This window comes from Streptomyces lunaelactis (genome assembly GCF_003054555.1).
Taxonomy (GTDB): Bacteria; Actinomycetota; Actinomycetes; order Streptomycetales; family Streptomycetaceae; genus Streptomyces; species Streptomyces lunaelactis.
The window spans coordinates 2,754,005-2,769,808 of sequence record NZ_CP026304.1 but is presented as its reverse complement, the minus strand read 5'-3'; the positions used below and the strand labels follow the sequence as shown (position 1 = coordinate 2,769,808).

Annotated in this window: 9 protein-coding genes, 3 tRNA genes and 1 pseudogene; 8 read left to right on the top strand and 5 right to left on the bottom strand. The window is 70.2% G+C overall.

The genetic code is table 11. The features are described 5' to 3' along the window. Nucleotides 1-137 precede the first annotated feature (137 nt). The 3 genes and pseudogenes from SLUN_RS12580 to SLUN_RS12570 all read left to right on the top strand — a co-directional run bounded on the left by SLUN_RS12580 (nt 138) and on the right by SLUN_RS12570 (nt 4,732). Nucleotides 138-1,400 carry an NAD(P)/FAD-dependent oxidoreductase gene (locus SLUN_RS12580; RefSeq protein WP_108148571.1) on the top strand — a complete coding sequence of 421 codons (1,263 nt, stop codon included), beginning with the start codon at nt 138-140 and terminating at the stop codon, nt 1,398-1,400. A gap of 35 nt (nt 1,401-1,435) precedes the next feature. Beyond that, nucleotides 1,436-3,348: pseudogene (gene dnaG, locus SLUN_RS12575) on the top strand (DNA primase). 130 nt (nt 3,349-3,478) lie between these two features. Beyond that, nucleotides 3,479-4,732: an RNA polymerase sigma factor gene (locus SLUN_RS12570; protein WP_108148570.1), complete on the top strand. Its 1,254-nt coding sequence runs from the start codon at nt 3,479-3,481 to the stop codon at nt 4,730-4,732. A gap of 157 nt (nt 4,733-4,889) precedes the next feature. Here the strand turns inward: SLUN_RS12570 and SLUN_RS12565 are convergent, their stop codons facing one another. The 4 genes from SLUN_RS12565 to SLUN_RS12550 all read right to left on the bottom strand — a co-directional run bounded on the left by SLUN_RS12565 (nt 4,890) and on the right by SLUN_RS12550 (nt 10,430). Then, nucleotides 4,890-6,827 carry an ABC transporter ATP-binding protein gene (locus tag SLUN_RS12565; RefSeq protein WP_108148569.1) on the bottom strand — a complete coding sequence of 646 codons (1,938 nt, stop codon included), beginning with the start codon at nt 6,825-6,827 and terminating at the stop codon, nt 4,890-4,892. Further along, nucleotides 6,824-8,557 (bottom strand): ABC transporter ATP-binding protein, encoded by a 1,734-nt coding sequence (locus tag SLUN_RS12560; RefSeq protein WP_108148568.1) that lies wholly within the window; start codon nt 8,555-8,557, stop codon nt 6,824-6,826. The genes SLUN_RS12565 and SLUN_RS12560 overlap by 4 nt, the downstream gene beginning before the upstream one ends. A 91-nt stretch (nt 8,558-8,648) precedes the next feature. Beyond that, complete coding sequence (locus SLUN_RS12555; protein WP_108148567.1) at nt 8,649-10,094, bottom strand: FGGY family carbohydrate kinase; 1,446 nt, start codon at nt 10,092-10,094, stop codon at nt 8,649-8,651. 36 nt (nt 10,095-10,130) lie between these two features. Continuing rightward, nucleotides 10,131-10,430: a YtxH domain-containing protein gene (locus SLUN_RS12550; RefSeq protein ID WP_108148566.1), complete on the bottom strand. Its 300-nt coding sequence runs from the start codon at nt 10,428-10,430 to the stop codon at nt 10,131-10,133. Between the two features lie 172 nt (nt 10,431-10,602). Between SLUN_RS12550 and SLUN_RS12545 the strand changes: the two genes are divergently transcribed. The 3 genes from SLUN_RS12545 (at nt 10,603) to SLUN_RS12535 (ending at nt 11,018) form a co-directional block, all read left to right on the top strand. Further along, nucleotides 10,603-10,675, top strand: a tRNA-Asn gene (locus SLUN_RS12545). A 5-nt stretch (nt 10,676-10,680) separates the two neighbouring features. Next, nucleotides 10,681-10,753: transfer RNA gene (locus SLUN_RS12540), tRNA-Asn, on the top strand. A gap of 191 nt (nt 10,754-10,944) precedes the next feature. Continuing rightward, a tRNA-Ile gene (locus SLUN_RS12535) sits at nt 10,945-11,018 on the top strand. Here the strand turns inward: SLUN_RS12535 and SLUN_RS42325 are convergent. Continuing rightward, nucleotides 10,978-11,595 (bottom strand): transposase, encoded by a 618-nt coding sequence (locus SLUN_RS42325; RefSeq protein ID WP_108154699.1) that lies wholly within the window; start codon nt 11,593-11,595, stop codon nt 10,978-10,980. The two genes, SLUN_RS12535 and SLUN_RS42325, sit on opposite strands and share 41 nt — an antisense overlap. A gap of 244 nt (nt 11,596-11,839) precedes the next feature. On the opposite strand from SLUN_RS42325, the gene SLUN_RS41120 reads away from it, so the two are divergent. Beyond that, on the top strand, nt 11,840-13,948 hold the full coding sequence (locus SLUN_RS41120; protein WP_257153712.1) for an ATP-binding protein: 2,109 nt from the start codon (nt 11,840-11,842) through the stop codon (nt 13,946-13,948). Next, nucleotides 13,852-15,408: a fused response regulator/phosphatase gene (locus SLUN_RS41115; RefSeq protein WP_257153914.1), complete on the top strand. Its 1,557-nt coding sequence runs from the start codon at nt 13,852-13,854 to the stop codon at nt 15,406-15,408. The genes SLUN_RS41120 and SLUN_RS41115 overlap by 97 nt, the downstream gene beginning before the upstream one ends. Nucleotides 15,409-15,804 lie beyond the last annotated feature (396 nt).

Genomic DNA, 15,804 nt, shown 5'->3' with positions numbered 1-15,804 from the left:
TTCCCCGAGCAGCCGGGAGTGCCCCGACGGCGCGTCCGAGATGACACGCCCATGAGGCACTCCCTCTTCCGCCATCACGCTCCGTGCGGGACGCTCGCTGAAGGCTGCGCAGCGTAGAAGCAAAGAGGAGGCATCACGTGGTCGACGCACATCGGACTTTCGTCATCGTCGGCGGTGGACTTGCCGGAGCCAAAGCCGCCGAGACTCTCCGCGCCGAGGGGTTCACCGGACGCGTGATCCTCATCGGTGACGAACGCGACCACCCCTATGAACGCCCGCCCCTGTCCAAGGGCTATCTGTCCGGCAAGGAGGAGCGCGACAGCGTCTTCGTCCACGAACCCGCCTGGTACGCCCAGGCCGATGTCGAGCTGCACCTCGGCCAGACGGTGGTCGCCGTCGACCGCGACGCCAAGTCCGTGACTCTCGGCGAGGGCACCGTCCTCCACTACGACAAGCTGCTGCTCGCCACCGGCGCCGAGCCGCGCCGCCTCGACATCCCCGGCACCGGACTCGCAGGTGTCCACCATCTGCGCCGCCTCGCCCACGCCGACCGGCTGCGCCGTGTGCTCGCCGCCCTCGGCCGCGACAACGGCCATCTGGTCATCGCGGGCGCGGGCTGGATCGGCCTGGAGGTCGCGGCGGCCGCCCGTGGCTACGGCGCCGAGGTCACCGTCGTCGAACCGGAGCCCACCCCGCTGCATCAGGTCATCGGCCCCGAGCTGGGCCAGGTCTTCACCGAGCTGCACCGTGAGCACGGCGTCCGCTTCCACTTCGGCGCCCGCCTCACCGAGATCACCGGACAGGACGGTGTGGTGTTCGCCGTCCGTACCGACGACGGCGAGGAGCACCCGGCCCACGGCGTCCTCGCCGCGATCGGCGCCGCCCCGCGCACCGCGCTCGCCGAAGCCGCGGGCCTCGGCCTCGTCGACCGGGCACACGGCGGCGGCATCGCCGTCGACGCGAGCCTGCGCACCTCCGACCCGGACATCTACGCGGCGGGCGACGTCGCGGCCGCCCAGCACCCGCTCCTCGGCTCCCGGCTGCGCGTCGAGCACTGGGCGAACGCGCTCAACGGCGGCCCGGCCGCCGCCCGCGCGATGCTCGGCCAGGACGTCTCGTACGACCGCGTCCCGTACTTCTTCTCCGACCAGTACGACCTGGGCCTGGAGTACTCGGGCTGGGCGCCGCCCGGTTCGTACGACCAGGTGGTGATGCGCGGCGACGCCGGAAAGCGGCAGATGATCGTCTTCTGGCTGAAGGACCGCCGGGTGCTCGCCGGAATGAACATCAACGTCTGGGACGTCACCGACCCCATCCAGCAGCTGATCCGCTCCGGCGCCCCGGTGGACCTGGAAGCCCTCGCCGACCCGTCCGTACCGCTCGGTTCCCTCAACAGCTGACGGGAGTGTCACCGCGTCACCGTAGACTTCCGCGTGTGGCAGGCAGGATCAACGACGACGACGTGAAGGCGGTACGGGACGCGGTCCCGATCGACGCCGTCGTTTCCGAGTACCTCCAGCTGCGCAACGCCGGCGGCGGAAACCTCAAGGGCCTGTGCCCCTTCCACGACGAGAAGTCCCCCTCCTTCCAGGTCAGCCCGAGCAAGGGTCTGTTCCACTGCTTCGGCTGCCAGGAGGGCGGGGACACCATCGCCTTCGTGATGAAGATCGACCATCTCACCTTCTCGGAGACGGTCGAGCGGCTCGCCGCGACGGCGGGCATCACCCTGCGCTACGAGGAGGGCGGGTACAACCCCAGCCATCAGCGCGGCGAGCGCATCCGTCTGGTGGAGGCGCACAAGATCGCCGCGCAGTTCTACATCGAGCAGCTGGAGAACGGGCCCGAGGCCGAGACCGGCCGCAAGTTCCTCGCGGAGCGCGGCTTCGACCAGGCGGCGGCGCAGCACTTCAGCGTCGGCTACAGCCCGCAGGGCTGGGACCACCTCACCCGCTTTCTGCGCGGCAAGGGCTTCTCCGACAAGGAGCTGATCCTCTCCGGCCTCTCCCAGGACGGCCGCCGCGGGCCCATCGACCGCTTCCGCGGCCGGCTGATGTGGCCGATCCGGGACATCTCCGGAGACGTCGTCGGCTTCGGCGCGCGCAAGCTGTACGAGAGCGACAACGGGCCGAAGTACCTCAACACCCCTGAGACGGGCATCTACAAGAAATCCCAGATGCTGTACGGCATCGATCTCGCCAAGAAGGAGATCGCCAAGACGAGCCGGGCCGTGGTCGTCGAGGGCTACACCGACGTCATGGCCTGCCATCTCGCGGGCGTCACCACCGCCATCGCGACCTGCGGCACGGCCTTCGGCGGGGACCACATCAAGATCCTCCGCCGGCTGCTCATGGACAACGCCACCGCCGAGGTGATCTTCACCTTCGACGGTGACGCGGCCGGCCAGAAGGCCGCCCTGCGCGCCTTCGAGGACGACCAGAAGTTCGCCGCCGAGACGTCCATCGCGATCACGCCGGGCGGTATGGACCCCTGCGAACTGCGCCTCGCGGAGGGCGACGACGCGGTCGAGAAGCTGGTCGAAACCCGCACCCCGCTCTTCGAGTTCGCGATCCGCCACAGCGTGATGCGCCACAACCTGGAGACGCCGGCCGGCCGGGCCGCCGCGCTGGACGAGGCCGCGCCGATCGTCGCCGGCATCAAGAACATCGCCATCCAGCACGAGTCGGCCGTGCAGCTCGCCGGCATCCTCGGCATCCTCGACACCCAGTTCGTGGTCAAGCGGGTCGCCCAGCTCGCCCGCTGGGCCCGCGACCGCGGCGGCCGCGGACCGGCGAAGCCCACCCGCCCCGGCCAGTCGTACGAGCAGCAGGGCCCCTCTCAGGCCCCGCCGGCCCCGGCGGCCCCGCCCTCAATCTGCGCAGCCCCGCCCACCGCACCGAGCGTGAGCTGCTGAAGCTCGCCCTCCAGTACCCGGCCCTGGTCTCGCCGGCCTTCGACGCGTACGGCGGCGACGAGTTCACTGCCCCGCCGTACGCGGCGGTCCGCCAGACCATCGCGGAGGCGGGCGGCGCCGAACAGGGCACGCAGGACAGCCCCGAGTACATCGCCCGGGTCCGCGAAGCCGCACCCAACGACACGGTGCGCGCCCTGGTCACCGAGCTCGTCGTGGAAGCCATCCACGCGCGGACGGTCGACGAGACCTACGCCGGCAACCAGTTGGTCCAGGTCCGCCTCCGCGCGCTCGACCGCCGCATCCGCGAGGTCCAGGGCACGCTCGCCCGCCTCGGCCCGAACGCCGACCCGGAGCACCACACCGCCGTGGCGAACGAACTGTGGGTGCTCCAGCAGTACGGCCAGTCCCTCCAGAACCAGGGCGCGGACGCGCTCTGAGACACGGCCTAGCCCCCCGGTGGATCCTGCCGAGGGCCCTGCTTCGGTAACCGCCCGATTACGCACGGGCTCAAAAAGTCACCGCACGCCCCTCGTGGCAGCCATGTGTCGTACCCCACACTGGGGTGCGGTGCCTGAGTCCTCGGAGCGCGGCCGGTCCACCCACAGTGGGCCTCCCACCCCCGCGGATCCGCTCATCGTGTACGGGACGGAATGCGGCCCGGCCGCTCCCGTCCCGCTGCCGCACGTCCCCGAACCGGCAGCGATCACCCTGGAGGTCGCCCCCGTGCAGACCCAGACCCTGACCGAGACCGACGACGCCGCGGCCGTCTCCGCGCGGGTCCCCGCGCAGAGCCGGGCCGTACATCACCCGGAGGCGGTGTCCGGAGCAGTCCCGGAGACTGTTGTCGAGGATCCAGTGGAAGTGCCCGAACCTCCCGAACGCCGGGCCGGCGGCCGCGCTGACAGCGGCGGGCCCTCGTCCGATCTCTTCCGGCAGTATCTGCGGGAGATCGGCAGGATTCCGCTGCTCACGGCCGTCGAGGAGGTGGATCTCGCGCGCCGCGTCGAAGCGGGCCTGTTCGCCGAGGCGAAGCTCGGCAACACCCCCGACCTGGACTCCCAACTCGCCCTAGACCTCGACAAGCTGGTGGTCATGGGCCGGATGGCCAAGCGCCGTCTGATCGAGGCCAACCTCCGGCTCGTCGTCTCCGTGGCCAAGCGCTACGTCGGCCGCGGACTGACCATGCTCGACCTCGTCCAGGAGGGAAACCTGGGCCTGATCAGGGCAGTCGAGAAATTCGACTACGCCCGCGGCTACAAGTTCTCGACGTACGCGACCTGGTGGATCCGCCAGGCCATGTCCCGGGCCCTGGCCGACCAGGCGCGCACCATCCGCGTCCCGGTCCACGTCGTCGAGCTGATCAACCGGGTCGTACGGGTCCAGCGCCGGATGCTCCAGGAGCGCGGCTGCGAACCCACCCCCGAAGAGGTCGCCGTCCAGCTGGACCTGGCGCCCGAGCGGGTCAGCGAGGTGCTGCGGCTCGCCCAGGAGCCGGTCTCGCTGCACGCACCGGTGGGGGAGGAGGACGACGTCGCCTTCGGCGACCTCATCGAGGACGGCGATGCCGCGTCCCCGGTCGAGTCCGCGGCCTTCCTCTTGCTGCGCGAGCACCTGGAGGCGGTGCTCTCCACGCTCGGCGAGCGCGAACGGAAGGTCGTCCAGCTGCGGTACGGACTGGTGGACGGCCGGCCGCGCACGCTCGAGGAGATCGGCCGGATCTTCGGCGTGACGCGCGAACGCATCCGCCAGATCGAGTCGAAGACCCTCAACAAACTCCGCGACCACGCCTTCGCGGACCAGCTGCGGGGCTACCTGGACTAGCAGTTACCGGCCTTGAGCTGCAGGCACCTTCAGCCCGTCCGGCGATTGAGGACACGGCCGGAGGCCGTACGGGGTCGGGGGGCTTGCCCCCAGTTTCGGAAGGGCGGGTAGGGAACGAGCCCCGCAGTACCCACCCCGCACCCGCACCCACCCCCGCCTACTCCACCTCCACCACCGCCTGGGCGAACTGCGCCGCGTACAGCCGCGCATACGCCCCCTCCGCCGCCAACAGCTCCTCATGCGTGCCCTGTTCCACGATCGCCCCGCTCTCCATCACCAGGATCACATCCGCGTCCCGGATGGTGGACAGCCGGTGCGCGATCACGAACGACGTGCGCCCGTGCGCCAACCGCGCCATCGCCTTCTGGATGAGCACCTCCGTACGCGTGTCCACCGAGCTCGTCGCCTCGTCGAGCACCAGGATCACCGGGTCCGAGAGGAACGCCCGCGCGATGGTGATCAGCTGCTTCTCGCCCGCGCTCACGCCCCCGCCCTCGTCGTCGATCACCGTGTCGTAGCCCTCGGGCAGGGTCCGTACGAACCGGTCGGCGTGGGCCGCCCGCGCCGCCTCCTCGATCTCGCCACGGGACACCTCCCGCGCCGCCCCGTAGGCGATGTTCTCCGCGATCGTGCCGCCGAACAGCCAGGTGTCCTGGAGCACCATGCCTATCCGGGACCGCAGTTCCTCCCGGGTCATCCGCGAGATGTCCACGCCGTCCAGGCTGATCCGGCCGCCCGTCACCTCGTAGAAGCGCATCAGCAGATTCACCAGGGTCGTCTTGCCGGCGCCCGTCGGGCCGACGATCGCGACCGTGTGTCCCGGCTCGACGGTCAGCGACAGATTCTCGATGAGTGGCTTGTCGGGCTCGTAGCGGAAGGCGACCTCGTCCAGCGAGACCTGGCCGCGCGAGACCTCGCCGCGCAGTTGTTCCGGCCGCTCGACGGACGGGGCGTCCGGCTCCTGCTCCTGCGCGTCGAGCAGCTCGAAGACGCGCTCGGCCGACGCGACACCCGACTGCACCAGGTTCGCCATCGAAGCGACCTGCGTCAGCGGCATCGAGAACTGCCGCGAGTACTGGATGAACGCCTGCACATCGCCGATCGACAGCGACCCCGACGCGACCCGCAGCCCGCCGACGACCGCCACCAGCACATAGTTGAGGTTGGAGACGAAGAACATCAGCGGCTGCATGATCCCGCTGTTGAACTGGGCCTTGAAGCCGGCCTCGTACAGCGCCTCGTTCTGCTCGGCGAAGGCCTCGGCCGACTCGTCCTGCCGCCCGAAGACCTTTACCAGCGCATGGCCGGTGTACATCTCCTCGATATGGGCGTTGAGCTTGCCCGTGGTCTTCCACTGCTGCACGAACTGCGGCTGCGACCGCTTGCCGACCTTCGCCGCCACGTAGACCGACACCGGCACGGTCACCAGCGCGACCAGCGCCAGCAGCGGCGAGATCCAGAACATCATCGCCAGCACACCCACGATGGTCAGCAGCGAGTTGATCAGCTGCCCCATCGTCTGCTGCATGGTCTGCGAGATGTTGTCGATGTCGTTCGTCGCCCGGCTGAGCACCTCACCGCGCTTGGCCCGGTCGAAGTACGACAGCGGCAGCCGCGACAGCTTCGCCTGGATGTCCTCACGCATCCGGAACACGGTCCGGTTGATCACCCGGATCGACAGCCGGGTCGCCACCAGCATCAGCAGCCCCGCGGCCACATAGACCACCAGCGCCATCAGCAGCACGCGGCCCACGGCGTCGAAGTCGATGCCGTTGCCGGGCGTGAAGTCCACCCCGGACAGCATGTCCGCCGGCCCGCCGTCGCCCTTGTCCCGCAGGCCCTCGATCGCCTGGTCCTTGCTGGTCCCGGCCGGCATCCCGCGGCCGATGACCCCGGCGAAGACCAGGTCCGTCGCCTGCCCCAGGATCTTCGGGCCGACCACCGAGAACGCGACGCTCAGCACACACGCGCCGAGCATCACCCACAGAGTCGCCCGCTCGGGCGCGAGCTGCCGCAGCAGCCGTTTGCCCGAGCTCTTGAAGTCCATGGACCGCTCGACGGGGCCCATCATCATGCGTCCGCCCGCCCCGCTCATGCGGCCTCAGCCTCCGTCAGCTGCGAGAGCACGATCTCGCGGTAGGTCTCATTGCTCTCCATCAGCTCGTGGTGGCTTCCCGTCCCCACGACCTGCCCCTCGTCCAGGACCACGATCCGGTCGGCGTCACGGATGGTCGACACCCGCTGGGCGACGATCACCACCGTCGACTCCGAGGTCTCCTGGGCCAGCGCCCGGCGCAGCGCCGCGTCCGTGGCGTAGTCCAGCGCCGAGAAGGAGTCGTCGAAGAGATAGATCTCCGGCCGCTGCACCAGCGTCCTGGCGATGGCAAGGCGCTGCCGCTGTCCGCCGGAGACATTGGTGCCGCCCTGTGCGATCGGCGCGTCCAGGCCGGCTTCCAGCTCCCGTACGAAGTCGGCGGCCTGCGCCACCTCGAGCGCCTGCCACAGCTCTTCGTCACTCGCGTCGGGCTTGCCGTACCGCAGATTGGTGGCCACGGTGCCGGAGAAGAGATACGGCTTCTGGGGCACGAGCCCCACCGTTCTGGCCATCAGCGCCCGATCGAGCGTGCGTACGTCCACGCCGTCGACGAGCACCTCGCCGCCCGTCACATCGAACAGCCGCGGTACGAGCCCCAGCAGCGTCGACTTGCCGCTGCCCGTGGACCCGATGATCGCGGTCGTCTCCCCGGGCCGCGCGACCAGTTCGACGCTCCGCAGCACCGGCGCCTCGGCCCCCGGATAGCGGAACTCGACGTCCCGTACCTCCAGATGCCCGCGCCGGAGCAGCTTCCGTACGGGCTCGGCCGGCGGCACCACGCTCGAATCCGTGCCCAGGACCTCCGCGATCCGCTCGGCACAGACCTCGGCGCGCGGCACCATCATGAACATGAAGGTGGCCATCATCACGGCCATCACGATCTGCATCAGATACGCGAGGAACGCGGTCAGCGCACCGATCTGTATGGCACCGCTGTCGATCCGCTGCGCACCGAACCAGACGACGGCGACGGACGACACGTTCACCACGGTCATCACGGTCGGGAACATCAGCGCCATCAGCCGCCCGGTGGACAGCGACACCTCCGTGAGGTCGTTATTGGCCTCGCGGAAGCGTTCCTTCTCGTACTCGTCGCGTACGAAGGCCCGGATGACGCGATTGCCGGTGATCTGCTCCCGCAGGACCCGGTTCACGGTGTCCAGCCGCTCCTGCATGGTGCGGAACAGCGGCCGCATCTTCCTGACGATCAGCGACACCGCGATGCCCAGCACCGGCACCACCGCCAGCAGCACCGCCGACAGCGGCACATCCTGGCCGAGCGCCATGATGATGCCGCCGACGCACATGATCGGCGCCGACACCATCAGCGTGAACCCCATCAGGACCAGCATCTGCACCTGCTGGACGTCATTGGTCGTACGCGTGATCAGCGAGGGCGCCCCGAAGTGGCCGACCTCCCGCGCCGAGAAGCTCTGCACCCGGTCGAAGACGGCCGCCCGGACGTCCCGCCCGAGCGCGGACGCGGTCCGCGCGCCGTAGTAGACGGCTCCGATATTGCAGAAGACCTGCACGATGCTGACGGCGATCATGATCCCGCCGAGCTGCACGATGAAGCCCGTGTCCCCCTTCACGACACCGTTGTCAATGATGTCGGCGTTCAGGGTGGGCAGATAGAGGGTGGCGCTGGTCTGCAGCAGCTGGAGAGCCACGAGCAGGGCGATGGGTTTCTTGTACGGACCGAGGTAGGTCCGCAGTACTCGTATCAGCACGCGCTGTCTCTCGGGGTCGGCAAGATCGGGGTGTCACCCCATCTTCTGCTACTCCATCCCCGGAGCCTCAAGCAATTAATTCAAGGCGGGGTCAAGAACTCGGGTTGAAGGCCCCCGGGTGGATCTGGTCCCGCGTCGCGCCGTACTGCTGGCGAACCGCCTGACCCACCGCCAGCTCCTCGCCCGGCTCCAGGATCTGCGCCGCGGCGCCCTGCCATGCCGGGGGAGCGGCCGGCGACAGCGTCCCCTGCGAGACCCCGAGCGCCCACGCGGCCTGCCGGGCCGCGCCGAGCGCCGCATAGTCGGCGGGCTGCGGTACGACGACCTGCGCACCGAAGATCGCGGGCGCCGCGGCCTGCACGGCGTGCAACTCGGCCGCCGCACCCAGCAGAAAGACCCTGCGGACCTCCACCCCGCGCCAGCGCAGCACGTCCATAGCGTCCGCGAGCGAGCAGAGCATGCCCTCGAAGGCCGCCCGCGCCAGATGCTCGGGCTTCATCGACTCGCGCCGCAGCCCGCTCAGCGTCCCCGCGGTGTGCGGCAGTTGCGGAGTCCGCTCGCCCTCCAGATAGGGCAGCATCACAAGACCGGACGACCCGGGCGTCGACTTCATCGCCAGCGCGGAGAGCTCTTCGAGCCCCTCCAGACCCAGCAGCTCGGCCGTCCCGCGCAGCGCCCGTACGGCATTGAGCGTGTGCACGACCGGCAGATGCATCCCGGTGGCGTCGGCGAACGACGTGATCATCCCGCTCGGGTCGGCCAGCGCCTCATGGTGCACGGCCATCACTGAGCCCGAAGCCCCCAGCGACACCACCGCGTCGCCGACCCCGACGCCGAGCCCGAACGCCGCGGCCATCGTCTCGCCGGTCCCGGCGGAGATCAGCAGCCCCTCGGGCGTCGTCCCCGCCGCCTCGGCCGGGCCGAGCACCTCGGGCAGCGCGCACCGGTGCCCGAGCGCCAGCTCCACCAGATCGGTCCGGTAGGAGCCGCTGCCCGCCGACCAGTACCCGGTGCCGGAAGCCGCGCCGCGGTCGGTGGTCCGGCGGGCCGGCCGGCCGAGCAGCTGCCACACCAGCCAGTCGTGCGGCTGCATCACCAACGCGACGCGCCGCGCGAGGTCGGCCTCCGAGCGCGCCATCCAGCGCAGCTTCGTCACCGGCTGCGCGGCCTGCGGCACCGAGCCGACAGCCTCGGCCCAGGCCTGCCGCCCGCCGAGCGCGTCGATCAGATCCGCCGCCGCGGGCTGCGCCCGCTTGTCATTGCCGAGCAGCGCGGGCCGTACGAGATTGCCCTGCGCGTCCATGGCCAGCAGTCCGTGCTGCTGCGCGGACACCCCGATGGCCTGTACGCCTTCAAGCAGCCCGCCGGTCGCGGCCTCACCGAGCGACAGCAGCCATACCTGCGGATCGACCTCGGTCGCCTTCGCCTCGACGGGGTGCGGCGCATACCCCTGGCGCAGAACGGCACCCGTGTCCGTGTCACAGACGACGATGCGCGTGAATGCAGACGAACTGTCCAGCCCGGCGACTATCCCCATGTCAGACGATTCTGCCGCACGCGCGGGACCACGTCGTCACGTGTTGCTCGTTCCCCAGTCGTCCTCGGCGTTCGCGGTCCGCTCCCGGAGGGACCGCACCCGCTCCGCCACCGAGTCGGGCACCCGGTCCCCGACCTTGTCGCTCACCGCGTGGAAGGCCTTGCCCGCCACCTCGCGGCTGCTCTGCGCCGCGGACTCGGCGGCATTGCGGACGGCGGGATTCTGGGAGAACTGGCGCGCGGACTTCTTCAGCTGCTCGTAGCGCTCGCGGCCGGCCCGTGTGCCGATCACGTAGCCGAGGGCCAGTCCGATGACGAACGTCAGCTTGTACCGCATGGCTGCCACCCTTCCCTTGCGTCGGTGCTGCCCGCCTACCCGGCGCAGCCGGAGATCACCCCAGCCATACCGATTGGCGGAGCACCCCCCTGCTTGCGCTAATGTATGTGTCGCAGCGAGCACACGCCCCCCGGGACGCCCGAGGTAGGTACGTTCGGTGCACACGCAGCAATCCCCTGTAGCTCAATTGGCAGAGCAGCCGGCTGTTAACCGGCAGGTTACTGGTTCGAGTCCAGTCGGGGGAGCGCGATCCCCTGTAGCTCAATTGGCAGAGCATTCGGCTGTTAACCGGAGGGTTGCTGGTTCGAGTCCAGCCGGGGGAGCAGATACCGGAAGAGGGCCCCTGTGGGGCCCTTTTTCGTATGTCCCATGTGATGGTCCGACGACTTCTGGAACCGGGCAGGGGGCAGCGCAGTCCTCATGATTGTGCGTTGCCGATCATCCGAGGCAGGAGATCGTATGAGCGGCTATGCTGCGGCAGACGGCGCGCACATATGTGCGCGACGCGCCGTTAGGGGCGGTAGCTCAGCCGGTTAGAGCAGCGGACTCATAATCCGTCGGCCGTGGGTTCGAGTCCCACCCGCCCCACTGTGCAGGCCTCTGACCTGCAGAAACGTCTCATCGCGGGTGCGGATTCAGGACTTTGGCCCAACGGACTGAATCCGCTGCCGATGAGTTCGACAGCGTTGCCGTCGGCGGTAGTTCGAACTGGCCTGACCTGCGCGGATGTGTTGGCCCCACAGTCCGGGAAGTCACCGCATCTGGCCAATGTGAGCGGTTGGACGGCGAATTCGGGACGCTGGCAGGACGCAGGGAATCGGAAGCAACTGCCTCGGCACCATGTTGCCCGACACCGCTCCGGACGTGGGTGGCGTAGTCCGCGCGGTGTGGCGGCACGCGGCCAGCGTTTGACAATGGTGAGCGCGAGGCGGAGCCGGGTGCGGGCCCCAGTCGACGAGTCGGCGTATCCGCCGTCGGCCCACACCAGGGTGATCCTGCGGTGGAGTTCACGCAGTCGCTGCAGCAGCGGCATCGCGGCATCCCGGTCCTGGACGCTCGCGGCGGTGACCAGCACCGCCAGCAGCAAGCCCAGGCAGTCCACGACCTGCCCTTTGCGGCCCGCCACCTTCTGCCCGCCGTCCCGGTCGACACCGTCGGCGCCGATCGGTGTCGGCTGCTCACAGGGACTGCGAAAGGTCGACGATCACCGCCGTCGGCGTGCGGCTGCAAGCGTACACTGCTGGGCAAATCACAGTTTTAGTCGTTTTAACCTTGCAATTCTGGCAGGAGCGTAGCCAAAACCGTCGGATCCGGCGTCCGATCTGCCCGGAAGGTCCGCAGCGAGTGGCCGTCGGCGGTCTTGGGAGGGCGCGGGCGGATCACATAGGCGCCAGGAGGAAGAATTCTCGATGACCCGGCCCGATGACCCGCGCACCGCGGCGGCCCGGATGTTCGCCGAGGCCGGCGCGTTCGGCGAGCTTCTGGCAGGGATCGAGTGGGCGGCGACGCCGCTCGGGCCCCCCGAGTCCTGGCCGGGGCCCCTGGTGGACACCCTGCGCCTCATGCTCACCTCTGAGCACGGGATGGCTCTGTACTGGGGCGCCGAATTCGCCACGCTGTACAACCTGGGCTCCTCACCCATTGTCGGCGCCAAACACCCCTGGGCGCTCGGGAGGCCCTATAAGGATGTGTTCCCCGAGGTCTGGGTCCACCCCGTGAGCTCCCACTTCCACTATGTGACCGACACCCGCAAGCCCCTGCTGATCCCCGATGAGCCGCTCATCATGGAGCGCCACGGCTTTCCGGAACAGTGCTACTTCGACTCCGCCTTCCAGCCCGTGCTGCTGGACGACGGCACCGTCGGCGGCGTGCTGCAGATCATCACCGAGACCACCGGCCGGGTACTGGGCGAGCGCCGACTGCGCCTGCTGAGCGAGACCGGCGCCCGCACCGCCGGGCTGCCCACCCCGGGCGAGGTCGCCCGCGTCGTCGCGGAGGTGCTGGGCTCCTATCCCGAGGAGATCCCGTTCCTGGGCCTGTACCTGGCCTCCGAGCCGGGGATGCTGCGGCAGGCGGCCTCCGCAGGGCTCCGGCCGGCGCCCGAGGCCGTCTCGCTGGGTGCGGCCGACGGGTCGGAGGTCGCGGCCCGGCTGGCGCAGGTGGTCGCCGAAGGTGCCCCTGCCACGCTGCCAGCCGCCGCGCTCACCGGCGGCAACACGGCCGGGCAGCACGCAGCGGCCCCCCGGCTCCCAGTCGAGCAGGCGCTGGCCCTGCCGCTGGACTGTGCGGGCCAGGTGGAGGGCGTCCTGGTGGTGGGCGTCAACCCCTGCTTCCCGCCAGCCGGGGCCTACAGGGACTTTTTGGAGGTGCTCGCCGCCGCCGTGGCCGGGGCGCTGACGGCCGCGCTCGCCCACGACGAGCAGCGCCGGCGGGCGGAGGCGCTGGCCGAGCTGGACCGGGCCAAGACCACCTTCTTCGCCAACGTCAGCCACGAGTTCCGCACCCCGCTCACCCTGCTCCTGGGCCCGCTCCAGCAGGCCCTGGCCGACGAGGACCGGCCCGAGCGGCGCGAGCAGCTGGAGCTGGCCGAGCGCGGCGCTCTGCGCCTGCTGAAGCAGGTCAACACCCTCCTGGACGTCGCCAGGGCCGAGGCCGGGCAGATGCGCCCGGCCCTCGAGCCGGTCGACCTCGCCGGTGCCACGGCCGAGCTGGCCGGGGTGTTCCGCTCCGCCTTCGAGGCGGCCGGGCTGACGCTGGAGGTGGACTGCCCGCCGCTGCCCAAGCCGGTGTCCCTGGACCGGGAGATGTGGGAGAAGATCATCCTCAACCTGCTCAGCAACGCCCTGAAGTTCACCTTCACCGGCGGTGCCCGGGTGCAGGTGGCCGCGGCCGGCGACCGGGCCCGGCTGACCGTGACCGACACCGGCACCGGCATCCCCGCGGACGAGTTGCCGCGCCTGTTCGAGCGCTTCCACCGGGTCCGCGGCGCCCGCTCCCGCTCCCACGAGGGCAGCGGCCTCGGCCTGGTGCTGGTGAAGGACCTGGTGGAAGCGCACGGCGGCACCGTCGGCGTGGACAGCCGGCTCGGCCAGGGCACCACCGTCACCATGGACCTCCCCTTCGCCGCCGCCCACCGGCCCCGCCCGGACCCGCCAGCGGTCGGCGCCGGATCCCTCGAGGAAACCCCCAGAGAAGGTGGAGGCGGCCGACCCGGCCGCGCCGCGGCCTACGTGGACGAGGCGCTGGGCTGGCTGGCGGCCGACCCCGTCCCCGCCGCGGCCACCCCGCGGCACGCACCGCACGCCCCGCGACCCACGATGCCCCCCACGGCCCCGGCCCGCACGAAACCGACCGCCCCCACCGGGCCCGCCTGCTGGTCGTCGACGACAACGCCGACATGCGCGCCTACCTCACCCAGCTCCTGCAGCCCGACTACGACGTGCTGCTCGCCGCCGACGGCCGGGCCGCCCTGGAGATGGCCCTGGCGCAGCCGGTGGAGCTGGTGCTCAGCGACGTGATGATGCCCCGCATGGACGGCTTCGAGCTGGTCCGGGCGCTGCGCGCCGACCCGCGCACCGCCCGCCTGCCCATCGTCTTGCTCACCGCCCGCGCCGGCGAGGAGGAATCCGTGCAGGGCCGGCACGCCGGTGCCGACGACTACCTGGCCAAACCCTTCTCCGCGCGCCAGCTGCTGGCGCGCGTCCGCACTGGGTTGGAACTGTCCCGGCTGCGCGAACAGGTCCTGACCGAGACCCGCAACCAGCTGGCCGTGCTGGCCTCCCTGGCCGACGCGGGCCTGCGGCTGTCCGCCACTCTCGACCCGGACCAGGTACTGCAGACTGCCGGCCAGATCCTGCTGCCCGACTTCGCCGACCAGATCAGCATCCACCTCACCGCCGCGGCACCCGCCCCGGCGCAGTCGCCCCCGGCATACATCGCCGGCACCCCTCTTCTTGCCCGCGAGGCCCTGGCCACCGCCGCCACCCACGCGATCGACGGCACCGCCCCAGCCCCAGCCGGCCCGCACCCGCCGCACGCCGCCGTGCTGGCCCTGCCGCTGCACGCCCACGACCAGACACTGGGGGCCCTGGTACTGGTCCGGCACACCGACTACTCCGCGGTCGAACACAAGTATCTGGAGAACCTCGCCCACCGCCTGGCCCTGGCCTACGACAACTCCACCCGGTACCACAACGAGCGCCGCCTCGCCCTGACCCTGCAGCGCGCCCTGCTGCCCCACCGCCTGCCCCAGGTGCCCGGGGTGCGCCTGGCCACCCACTACCGGGCCAGCAACCGCGGCGCCGAGGTCGGCGGCGACTGGTACGACGTGCTCGCACTGCCCGACGGTGCCGTGGGGCTGGCCATCGGCGACGTCATGGGCCACGACGTGGAAGCCGCCACCGTGATGGGCCAACTCCGCTCCGCCCTGCACAGCCTCGCGATGGAGGGCGCCGGCCCGGCCCAGGTGCTGGCCAGGCTGGACACCTACCTGCAGTCGCTCGCCACCGAACGCTTCGCCACCTGCCTGTACGCGGTCTACAACCCACACCGCCACCGCCTGCGCTACGCCGCCAGCGGGCACCTGCCGCCCCTGCTGGTAGCCGCCGACACCGCCTACCTGGAGCTGCCCCCGGCGCTGCCGCTGGGACTGGGCAGCACCCCAGTCGACCGCGAGGTGGCGTTCCCGCCCGGCACCAGCCTGCTGCTATACACCGACGGCCTGGTGGAAAACCGGGCGCTGCCCCTGGACGACTGCCTGGAGGCCCTGCGCCAGACCTGCGGCGCGCTGCCCGCCGCCGCCCGCACCGACCCCCAGCAGATCACCGAACGGGCTCTGGAGCTGCTGAACACCCCCGACCGGGTCGACGACGACACCGCCCTGCTCGCCGCCACCGCGGAACCATCGTGTCGAACCGGCGACCCGCAGGCTGGCGGAAGTGCCATGCAACCGACCGCTACTGCTCGAAGTCATTGCTAAGGAAGCTGCGGATTTGCTAATCCACTGCTAACGAACTGTCTTCATTGCTAATGGAGTCGCTGATCCTAAGTAGCACCGACACAGCTCGCCCGCTCTGACCAGCAAAAGCGTCGTAGATCGGCGTAGATCGACAAGGGCCGTCACGATCACCAAAGGACTCATAATCCGTCGGCCGTGGGTTCGAGTCCCACCCGCCCCACTGTGAAGGCCTCTGACCTGCAGAAACGGCTCATCACGAGCGCGGATTCAGAACTTTTGGCCCAACGGACTGAATCCGCTGCTCGTGAGTTCAACGGCGTTGTCCTCGACGGTACTTCGAGACGGCTCTGACCTGTATGGATGTGCTCGGCTGAAGGCGCCGGGGCCGCCACACATGGCCCGTGTGAGGAGCTTGGT

Excerpts from the sequence above, each read along its gene's own strand:
- SLUN_RS41120 (WP_257153712.1), top strand. The coding sequence starts at position 11,840 with ATGACCCGGCCCGATGACCCGCGCACCGCGGCGGCCCGGATGTTCGCC.
- SLUN_RS12565 (WP_108148569.1), bottom strand. The coding sequence starts at position 6,827 with ATGAGCGGGGCGGGCGGACGCATGATGATGGGCCCCGTCGAGCGGTCC.
- SLUN_RS12550 (WP_108148566.1), bottom strand. The coding sequence starts at position 10,430 with ATGCGGTACAAGCTGACGTTCGTCATCGGACTGGCCCTCGGCTACGTG.
- SLUN_RS12555 (WP_108148567.1), bottom strand. The coding sequence starts at position 10,094 with ATGGGGATAGTCGCCGGGCTGGACAGTTCGTCTGCATTCACGCGCATC.